Below are 10,014 nucleotides of genomic sequence, written 5' to 3'. Positions count from 1 at the left end.
GACCTCCGACAGCCGCACCTGGCGGCGCTGCGCGAGGCGGTGCCGGGCCGGGACCGCCAGCCACAGCGGTTCGACGAGCAGCCGCCGGTAGGCGATCAGCGGGTGGCCCGGGTCCTTGCTGGTGATGATCAGATCGGCGGCCGCGTCCAGCAGGTGCTGGGCCAGCCCGATCTCCACGGCCTGGCTCAACTCGAAGCGCACCGCGGGGAACCGCTGCCGGAAGCCGGTGACCATCCGCGGCACCAGCCAGGTGCCCAGGGTGTGCAGGAACGCCAGTGACACCACGCCCGCGTCCGGGTCGACGACCTCGGCGACGGCCCGCCGGCCCCGGTCGTAACTGTCGAGCACCGCGTCGGCGTACTCCTTGAACACCCGGCCCGCGGGGGTGAGGCGCAGGACCCGGCCGACGCGCTGGAACAGCTCGGCCCCGACCTCGTCCTCCAGCCGGCCCAGGGCCCGCGACAGCGCGGGCTGGGTGATGCGGGCCGCGGATGCCGCGTCAGTGACCGTGGTGCCCTCGGCCACGGACTGGAAGGAGCGCAGTACCTGGAGATCCACGGGTCATATGGTCCCACCGCATCGGATCGGGTGCATCGAGGTCCCTCGCGCATGGCCGCTGGTGACGGGGCGGCCGGTACCGGGATGCGCGGCGCCCGAGTGCGCGGCGAGGGAGTGCGCGGTGACCGTGTCGCAGACCCGTTCGGCGCGGCTGATCGCCCGCTCCCAGTCCCGGCGAGGGCGGCCGGGCCGGGCCGGCTCGCGCCGTGCGTCGGCGGCCGACCGGCGGGCCTCGGCCAGCCGCCGGTAGGCGGTCCGCCGCAGCGCGTGCCGCTCGTCCGGGCGGGCGCCGTGGGCCAGCTCCCGGTAGCGGAACGCCGCGGCCAGGGCCGCCTCGGTCTTCGCGTCGGCGGCGTCCGCCGCGGACCCGGGCCACAGGACCAGGTGCACCACGAGCACGATCGCGGCGGCGAGGGCGGTGTCGAGGACGCGCGGCCCGTACAGGTCGCGGTGATCGCCCCCGAGCACGTCGAGCAGCACGAAGACGACGGCGGTCAGGCCGGTCGTGGCGAGCGCGTAGTGCCGCTGCACGCCGACCGCCATGACCGCGCCGAACACCACCACCGCGGCGACGAAGGCGTAGGTGCTGTCCGTCAGCAGCGAGACCCCGCCGATCGCGGCGACCCCGGCGACCGTCCCGGCACAGCGGTTCAGCGCCCGGCCGAACACCGGCCCCACGTCCGGCTTGTAGACGAACGCGACGGTCATCGGCAGCCAGTAGCCGCGCGGCCCCGGCAGCGCCAGGGCGCACAGCTGGGCGGCCAGCACGCACAGCGCCAGCAGCAGCGCGTACCTGAGGTGGGCCGCGCGACCCGTGCGGGCGACGGTGGGCAGCCTCGGCGCCGGTTCGTCGCCCCCGCTCCGCTCGGCCGCCACCAGCATCGCGGCCAGTGCGCGCCGGCCCGCCGAGTCCGGGCCGGCGTCGGCGCCGGTCGCGTCCGTCGCCCCGGTCGTGCCGATCGCCGCGGCGGTGCCGGTCGTGCCGGTCGCGGTGTCGGCGTCGGTGTCGGTGGCCGCGGACGAGGTGATGGCCCCGCGGCCCGGCAGCAGGAGCGCCGCCATGGTGTGCGGCGTCCGCGCCACGGCCGGCGGCACCGCGCGCCCCTCCCACAGGACGGTGGTCACCGCCTCGCCCAGCCGGACCGCGTGGTGGAAGGCCCGGACCAGCCGGTCCTGGCCGCCCCGGCCCGGTCCTGCGGCCAGGCCGCCGCGGGGGTCGAGATGGCGGGCGACCAGGTCGTGCGCCCGGTCCAGCGCATCCGTGAGCGCGCGCCGTGCCTCCTGCGCGGCGGGCGTACCGGCCGCCGCCAGCGCCCGGGCCGCCGCCGCGTACACCGCGCGGACCGCGTCCCGCTCCACGTGGTGCCGCCGCCACAGCCAGGGGAGCGTCGACAGGACGAGGACCAGGCCGACGCCGGACAGCAGGGCGAGCGGCGCGTGCCACCACGGGCCCGGCACGGGGATGCCGCTGCCGATGACCGCGCCGAGCAGCAGGTGCAGGCCGGCGACGGACGCGAGCGGGCCGCGCAGGCTGATCAGCCCCGCGGTGAACGCGGCCACGACCAGGCACAGCGTCACCGCACCCGGCTGACCGCCGCGCAGCGCTGCCTCGCCCGCGAGGATGCCGGCCGTGGCCGCCAGGCCCATCCCGATGATCCGGCGCGCCCGCGCCGGATAGGCGTCCGCGCCGTCCTGGCTCACGCCCCACAGGGCGCCGACCGCCGCGATCACGCAGGGGACGACCCACCCGGTCCACAGGCCCACGAGCAGCGGCAGCGCGAGCACGACCGCCCCGCGCGCAGCGGCCCCGACGGGCAGGCGGGCGGAGGTCGGCAGCCCGCGGCGCAGCATGGCGCGGGCGGTGTCGAGGAGGGTCCGGCGGGGACGGAGCCCGGCGAGTCGTTCCACGGCCTTCTTTCGCGGAGGGGACCGCCCTGCGGGCGGTGAGGGCACTACCGCCATGATGCGGAGACGGGCATCCATGCGTCCAATGCCTGCCGCTCACCGGATCCATGCGCCTGGAGCATGCATGGCCTCGTGCCGGGGCCCGCCCCCCGGGCCCGGCGGGGGCGTACGCGGTGTTTGCTACGGTTGACGGAACCCCGACGAGCGCGCCGTACCGGGACCCTGCAAAGACGGTGCACCCCCGTGAGCAAGACAACTTCGGAGGTGCCGCCATGGCATGGGTCCTGATCATCGTCGCCGGCCTGCTCGAGGTCGCCTGGTCGATCGGCATGAAGTACACCGACGGCTTCACCCGTCTCGTGCCGAGTCTGATGACCGGCGCGGGCATCGTCGCCAGCATGCTGCTGCTGTCGCAGGCAGCCAGGACACTCCCCATCGGAACCGCCTACGGCGTGTGGGTGGGCATCGGCGCGGCCGGTGCCGCCGTCGTCGGGATGCTCGTCCTCGGCGAGCCGGCGAACGCGGCGCGGATCTTCTTCGTGGCCCTGCTGCTCGTGGCGGTCGTGGGCCTCAAGGCCACCTCCGGCCACTGAGCCGGTCACCGGGCACGCAGCGCACGCCGCGCGGGCCGCGGCCGTCGGACGCGGGTGTCACCGGACCGTCAGCGCGCCGGTGACGCCTGCGCGCCATCAAATTTTAGTTTATTAGGAATAATCGTTGACACCCCTCGGTGCCGCGGTCACAGTCATCCGCGGGCCGGCTCCCCGACTGCCGGGAAGCGCCGCGCCCGTGTATCCCCAACTTCCGGGAGAACCACGTGACTTCGCATCGTTCAGGGACGACGCGCGCCCAGCGGGCCGCACTGGCCGCCGGCGTGGCCGTCCTGCTCGCGGTCGCCGCGCCGGGTGTGGCGCAGGCCCGTCCGCAGCTCCGGTCCGCGCCGTCCGCGCCGTCCGCGCTGTCAGGGATCGGGGCGCCCGCATCGGACGCCGGCGTGCCCGCGTACTACGACAGCGGTCTGTCGCCCACGCCGCCCATGGGCTGGAACACGTACTACGGGCTCGGTGCGCCGACTGAGTCGCAGGTCAGGAGCGTCGCGGACTACCTGGTCAGCAGCGGCCTGCGGGACAGCGGCTACGACATCGTCTGGCTCGACGGCGGCTGGCAGGCCGACACCCCGCGGGACGCGCAGGGGAACCTGACCGCCAACCCCGCCCGCTTCCCGTCCGGCATCCCCGCGCTGGTGTCCTACCTGCACGCCCGCGGCCTGCGGGCCGGCATCTACACCGACGCCGGGGACTACGACCCGGCCAGCTGCGGGCTGGGCAGCCGCGGCCACTACCAGCAGGACGCCGACGAGTTCGCGCGCTGGAAGATCGACGCGGTCAAGGTCGACTTCCTCTGCGGCATCGGTGAGAAGCTCGATCCGGGCCCGGCGTTCCGGCAGTTCAGCGACGCCGTGGCGCACACCGGGCGGCCGATGCTGCTCAACCTGTGCAACCCGCTCACCGATGACTGGGGCCTGCCGCACACCCCCGCGCAGGACGCCCACAACACCTACGTCTACGGGCCCACGACCGCCGACTCCTGGCGGACCGGCACGGACATCGCGTGGGGCACGCCCACCGCCGGCGAGTTCCCCAACGTGCTGCGGAACATGGACGCCAACGCCTGGCACCCCGAGGCGCAGGGGCCGGGGCACTGGAACGACCCGGACTACCTGATCCCGATGCGCGCGCTGCCCGACGGCACGTACGAGCTCGACCAGGAGGAGTCCACGACCCAGCTGGTGATGTGGGCCGAGATGGCCTCGCCGCTCGTCCTCGGCTCCGACCCCCGCACGCTCACGAAGCCGATGCTGGACACCCTGCGCAACCCCGAGATCCTCGCCGTCGACCAGGACCCGCTGGGCATCCAGGGCGTGCGGATCGCCACCGACTCCACCGGCGACACCTACAGCAAGGTGCTGCAGGGCAGCGGCCGCCGGGCCGTGGTGCTGCTCAACCGCTCCGACGCGCCCGCGCAGCGCACGGTCACCTTCGCGCAGGCCGGGCTGACCGGCCAGGTCGCGGTCCGCGACCTGCGGGCCCGCGCCGACCGCGGCGCGCACACCGGCGGTTACACCGTCACCGTGCCCGCGCACGGCACCGCGTTCCTCGGCCTGACGGGCACCGACGACGCGCCCGGCACGCTGATCGGGACCGACGCCACCACCGCCGATCCGGCGCTCGTCCGGGACGGCGACGTGCTCACCGCGTTCACCCGCCAGGCGAACGGCTCGCTGGCGGCGCGGACCGGCCGTGACGGCGGGTGGAGCGGTCCGGTGACCGACCTCGGCGGCCCCACCCGTGGCCGCTTCCAGGGCCAGCCCGCCGCCTACGCCTCGGCCGGCGGCCGGATCGACGTCTTCGTCCGCGGCCTGGACGACCGGGCCTATCTGCGCACCTACGCCGACGGCCGCTGGGGGCCCTGGCAGGACCTCGGCGGCGACCTCGCCGACGCGCCCACCGCGGCCGTGACGGGCCCCGGCCGTTGGACGCTGTTCGCCACCGGGACCGACGGCACGGTGGCCACCCGCGGCGCGGAGGGCGGCTGGAGCACGATCGGCGCCCCGGCCGGACCCGCCCTGTACGGCCGCCCCTCCGCGGTCACCGACACGCAGGGCCGCACCCACGTCGCCGTGCGCACCGCGGACGACGCCGTGTGGACGCGGGTACGTGCCGCGGACGGCACCTGGTCGGACTGGTCGTCGCTCGGCGGCACCGTCAGCGGCAGCCCGACGCTGGTCGCCACCGGCGGCACCGTTCAGCTCCTCGCCCGCGCCGGGGACTACACGCTCTGGCAGCGGACGTACGACGCGGCCGCCGACCACTGGGGCGACTGGTTCCCGGTGCGGCAGTTCGCCAGCAACGCCTTCGACGGCGCCCTCGGCGCCACGGCGGGCGCCGACGGGACCGTGCTCGCCCTCGCCCGCGGCGTCGGCGGAGCGGTCCGCCAGAGCGCCTTCTGACCCTGCCGCGGCAGGACCCGGCCAGGGGGCCGGGCGGAGAACACGGCGGGGCGGCCTACCCGTTACTAAATAAATTACGAATTAATCTTGACGCCGCCCCGCCGCCACGACAGTCTGTAGCAGCCGAAAGGGAGTCCCATGACCAGCGTGAACACCTCCTCACCGACCAGCCGCCGCCACTTCCTGGCCGGCGCGGGCGCCGTCGGCGCCGCCGCCCTCATGAGCGGCTGCGTCACCTCCGGTTCGACCGGCAGCAGCAGCCAGTCGAGCGGCGGCGCGGTGAGCCTGCAGTCCAACCTGTCGTCGCCGCAGGCCAAGTCCGCCATGCAGGACCTCATCGCCGCCTACAACAAGCGCGGTGGCACCAAGGCGTCACTGAACACCGTCGCCTCCGAGACGTTCCGCACGCAGCTGCCGACGTACCTGACCTCCGCCACCCCGCCGGACCTGATGACCTGGTACCCCGGCTCGGTCGCCGACGGGTACGCGCGCAAGGACCTGCTGCTCGACGTCAGCGACATCTGGCAGACCGGCGAACTGGCCGGTTACAGCGACGCGTTGAAGAAGCTGTGCACCGACACCGCCGGCGCGAAGGTGTTCGTGCCCGCCAGCTACTACTGGTGGGGGGTCTTCTACAAGAAGTCCAACTTCGCCAAGTGGGGCGTCCAGGAGCCCAAGACCTGGGACGAGTTCATCGCCCTGTGCAAGGCGCTGAAGGCCAAGGGCGTCACGCCGATCGGCCTGGGCGCCGGCGGCGGCACCGCGTGGGTCGCCTCCGCCTGGTTCGACTACCTGAACATCCGGATCAACGGCGCGGCCTACCACCGCGAACTGCTCGCCGGGAAGCACAGCTTCGACGACCCGCAGGTCCACAAGGTCTTCGACAAGTGGGCCGAGGTGCTGCCGTACTTCGACCCCAACGGCACGGCGCTGGCCTTCCAGGACGCCACCACCGCGATGCTCAACAACCGCACCGGCATGATGCTCATCGGCACCTTCTTCGCCGACGCCGCGCCCAAGGACCAGCTGGACGACATCGACTTCTTCCAGTTCCCGATCATCGACCCGAGCGTGCCCGTCGCCGAGGAGGGCCCCACCGACGGCTACTTCGCCAGCGCACGCACCCGCCACAAGGCCCAGGTCAAGGACCTGATGAGCTACCTGGCGACGGCCGAGGCCCAGGAGATCTACCTCAAGGGCTCCTCCGGCACCTCGCTGCCGACCAACCCCAAGGCCAAGGACTCCGGCACGCCGCTGGTGAAGAAGGGCCGCGCGCTGATCGAGAGCGCCGCCGACGTCACGCAGTTCTTCAACCGCGACTCCAGCGACGCGCTCCAGCCCACCGCCGACACCGCACTGACGAAGTTCCTCGCCAGGCCCAAGGAGATCACCTCGATCCTCACCGCCTGGCAGCGCGACGCGCAGAAGATCTGGAGCCAGTGACATGGCGGTGCTGACCGCGAACTCCCGCGCGCGCCGCGGTCGCCGGCGCGCGACCCGGGTGCCGCCGGTGGTGCTGGCCTTCGTCCTGGTCCCGCTGCTCGCCGAGGGCTTCTGGGTGTTCTGGCCCGCCCTCCAGGGCTTCTACCTGTCGCTCACCAAATGGGACGGCGTCTCCCCGCCCCAGTTCGTCGGCCTCGCCAACTACCGTGAGATGCTGCACGACAGCGTCTTCCACACCGCGGCGCTCGACACCGTGCTGTGGCTGGCGCTCTTCGGCGGCCTGTCGGTGGTGCTGGGCCTCGGCGCGGCGCTGCTGCTTCAGCAGGAGCGCCGCGGCGTGGGGTTCTACCGGGCCGCGCTGTTCCTGCCGGTGGTCTTCTCGCTGACCGCCACCGCGCTGGTCTGGCAGGCGATGTACCAGCCGGACGGGCTGATCGACAGGACGCTGTCCGGACTCGGCCTCGGCCACCTCGCCCACCCGTGGCTCGCCGACCAGAACACCGCCCTGTACGCGGTGATCGTGCCCGCCCTGTGGCGTCAGATCGGCTACGTCATGGTGCTGTACCTGGCCGGCCTCAAGGGCATCGACCCGGCGCTGTACGAGGCCGCGAAGGTCGACGGCGCCACCCGCTGGCAGCAGTTCCGGCACATCACCGTGCCGCAGCTCAGCAGCGTCAACGCGGTCGTCCTGTCCGTCATCGTGATCGACAGCCTGCGCTCCTTCGACGTGGTGTGGGCACTCACCCGCGGCGGCCCCTACCACTCCTCCGAACTCCTCAGCACCTACATGTACTCCACCGCGTTCCAGTCCCTGCGGCTCGGTTACGGCTCGGCGCTGGCCGTCGTGATCTTCCTGCTGGCCTTCGGGGTCATCGCCACGTACCTGGTGCGCGCGTTCCGGGAGGCCGACTGATGACCGCCACCGAACACCGGGCGCCCGCCGCGCCGTCGCGCGCCGCCCAGGCGCCGGCGGCCGCCCGCCGCGCCCCGCGCGTCACCCACAGGATGTGGGGCACCGCCGCCTTCCACACCAGCGCCGGACTGCTGTCGCTGGTGTGGCTGGTGCCGATCGCCGTGGTCCTGGTCACCGCCTGCCGCTCCTTCGACGACATCGCCGCCAACGGGCTGGGCACCCTGCCGCACTCCTTCACCCTCGGCGGGTTCCGCCAGGCCTGGGTCGACGGCGGGCAGCAGCAGGCGCTCATCAACAGCCTCGTCGTCACCATCCCCGCCGTGCTGCTGTCGCTGCTGCTCGCCTCCATGGCCGCGTTCGCGCTCAGCCGCTACGACGTGCCGTTCCGCCGCGCGCTGCTGCTGCTCATGCTCAGCGGCAACCTGCTGCCCCCGCAGATCCTGCTCATCCCCGTCTCCAAGCTCAGCGAGCAACTCGGCCTGTACGACTCCCTGTACGCCCTCATCGGCGTGCAGATCGGATTCGGCGTCGGCTTCTACGTGTTCGTGCTGCACGGCTTCATGCGGGCCATCCCGCCGGAGATCCAGCAGGCCGCCGTCATCGACGGCGCCGGCCCCTGGCAGATCTACAGCCGCATCATCCTGCCGCTCGCCAAGCCCGCGCTCGCCGCCCTGACGTCGCTGTCCTTCACCTGGATCTTCAACGACCTGCTGTGGGCGATCACCGTGCTGCGCTCCGACAGCAGGATGCCGATCACCGCCTCGCTGCTCGGACTCCAGGGCCAGTACGTGTCCCAGTGGAACGTCATCGCGGCCGGCTCGGTCATCGCGGCGGCGCCCACCGTCATCGTCTTCCTCCGCTTCCAGCGCCACTTCGTGGCCGGCCTCAACCTCGGAGCCGTCAAGTGACCCCGCAGCACCCCTGGCTGATCCGCACCGACCGCACCGTGTACGCGGTGCGGCTCGAACCCGGCGGCCGGTGGGCGGAGACCGCCGCGTGGGGGCCGCACGGAGCCGAGACCGGGCCGTCCCCCTACGACTGGTCGCGCCGCACCCACTTCCTCACACCGGCCGACGCGGCACCCGCCGAGTACCTGCCCACCGGGATGCGGCCCTTCACCGGAGCCGACCTCACCGTCCGGCGGCCCGGCGGGGAACGCGGCCTGTGGTGGACGTTCACCGGCGCCGTCCAGGACGACGAGCGCTCCCTGCGGCTGGAGTTCACCGACGAGCCGACGGGCCTGCGCACCGTGCTGGCCTACCAGGCCGTGCCCGGCACCGACGTGGTGCTGCGCTGGACCGAACTCGCCAACACCGGCGGCGAGACCCTCCACCTGGAACGCCTCGACTCCGCCGCCGTCACCGTCCCGGTCGCCGAGGGCGCCCGCCTGACGTACCTGGCCGGCCAGTGGAGCCAGGAGTTCACCCGCCACCGGCTCGACCTGACGCGCGGCCGGTTCACCATGGAGTCCACCCAGGGCGCGCCGGGGCACGCCTACGCCCCCTGGCTCGCCGTCCAGGACGCCGCCGACCACGACGGTCCCGCCACACCGACGTACGGCGTGGCCCTGGAATGGCCCGGCAACTGGCACATCACCGCCGACGCGGAGCCCGGCGGCACCGTGCGGATCAGGGCCGGGCGCGTCCCCCACGAGGGAGCCGTCGCCCTGGCGCCCGGTGCCGTTCTGACCACGCCGCGGCTGGCCTGCGCGTTCAGCCCCGACGGGCTGGACGGCCTGTCCGAGGTGTGGCACCGCTACGAGCGGCGGCTGGCCGGCGAACGCCTGCACCGCACCCGCAAGGTGCTCTACAACTCCTGGGAGGCCACCGGCTTCGGCGTCGAGGCCGGCACCCAGCTCGAACTCGCCGCGATCGCGGCCGAACTGGGCGTCGAACTCTTCGTCGTCGACGACGGCTGGTTCACCGGCCGTGCCGACGAGAAGGGCGGACTGGGCGACTGGGAACCCGACCCCGAGGCGTTCCCCGACGGGTTCGACGCGTTCGCCGACGCCGTCCGCGCCCTCGGCATGGACGTCGGCCTGTGGGTCGAGCCCGAAGCCGTCAGCCCCGCATCCCGGCTGTACGCCGAGCACCCCGAGTGGGCGTACCGCGTCGAGGGCCGCCCCGCGACGCTCGTGCGCGAGCAGCTGCTGCTCGACCTCGGCCGCTCCGACGTGCAGGACTTC

General features: G+C 73.5%; 8 protein-coding genes and 1 riboswitch. Of the genes, 6 read left to right on the top strand and 2 right to left on the bottom strand.

All coding sequences use genetic code 11. The features are described from left to right. Positions 1-558 (bottom strand): LysR family transcriptional regulator (locus BMW99_RS38390; protein WP_143080624.1); only part of this gene is annotated, 558 nt, incomplete at its 3' end. A 3-nt stretch (positions 559-561) separates the two neighbouring features. Then, the gene (locus BMW99_RS38385; RefSeq protein ID WP_075018402.1) at positions 562-2,466 is read right to left on the bottom strand and encodes an FUSC family protein; all 1,905 of its coding nucleotides are present in this window, start codon (positions 2,464-2,466) and stop codon (positions 562-564) included. Positions 2,467-2,639: 173 nt separating this feature from the next. After that, a riboswitch (guanidine-III (ykkC-III) riboswitch) is annotated at positions 2,640-2,703 on the top strand. A gap of 32 nt (positions 2,704-2,735) precedes the next feature. Between BMW99_RS38385 and BMW99_RS38380 the strand changes: the two genes are divergently transcribed. From BMW99_RS38380 to BMW99_RS38355, 6 genes are all read left to right on the top strand, one after another. Further along, a complete protein-coding gene (locus BMW99_RS38380; protein WP_069466022.1) occupies positions 2,736-3,056 on the top strand; it encodes a DMT family transporter in 321 nt (106 codons plus the stop codon). Positions 3,057-3,280: 224 nt separating this feature from the next. Continuing rightward, positions 3,281-5,473, top strand: coding sequence for a glycoside hydrolase family 27 protein (locus BMW99_RS38375; RefSeq protein WP_079176334.1), 2,193 nt, complete (start codon positions 3,281-3,283; stop codon positions 5,471-5,473). 138 nt (positions 5,474-5,611) lie between these two features. Continuing rightward, positions 5,612-6,916 (top strand): ABC transporter substrate-binding protein, encoded by a 1,305-nt coding sequence (locus BMW99_RS38370; protein ID WP_069466024.1) that lies wholly within the window; start codon positions 5,612-5,614, stop codon positions 6,914-6,916. 1 nt (position 6,917) lies between these two features. After that, positions 6,918-7,829, top strand: coding sequence for a carbohydrate ABC transporter permease (locus BMW99_RS38365; protein ID WP_069466025.1), 912 nt, complete (start codon positions 6,918-6,920; stop codon positions 7,827-7,829). Between the two features lie 92 nt (positions 7,830-7,921). Next, positions 7,922-8,737, top strand: coding sequence for a carbohydrate ABC transporter permease (locus BMW99_RS38360; protein WP_069466026.1), 816 nt, complete (start codon positions 7,922-7,924; stop codon positions 8,735-8,737). After that, positions 8,734-10,014 (top strand): alpha-galactosidase (locus BMW99_RS38355; RefSeq protein WP_177226153.1); only part of this gene is annotated, 1,281 nt, incomplete at its 3' end. The genes BMW99_RS38360 and BMW99_RS38355, both read left to right, overlap by 4 nt.

The organism is Actinacidiphila rubida (assembly GCF_900110255.1).
In the GTDB taxonomy this organism is placed as follows: Bacteria; Actinomycetota; Actinomycetes; order Streptomycetales; family Streptomycetaceae; genus Actinacidiphila; species Actinacidiphila rubida.
The sequence above is the reverse complement of the archived record's forward strand: the minus strand, read 5'-3'. Positions and strand labels throughout refer to the sequence as shown.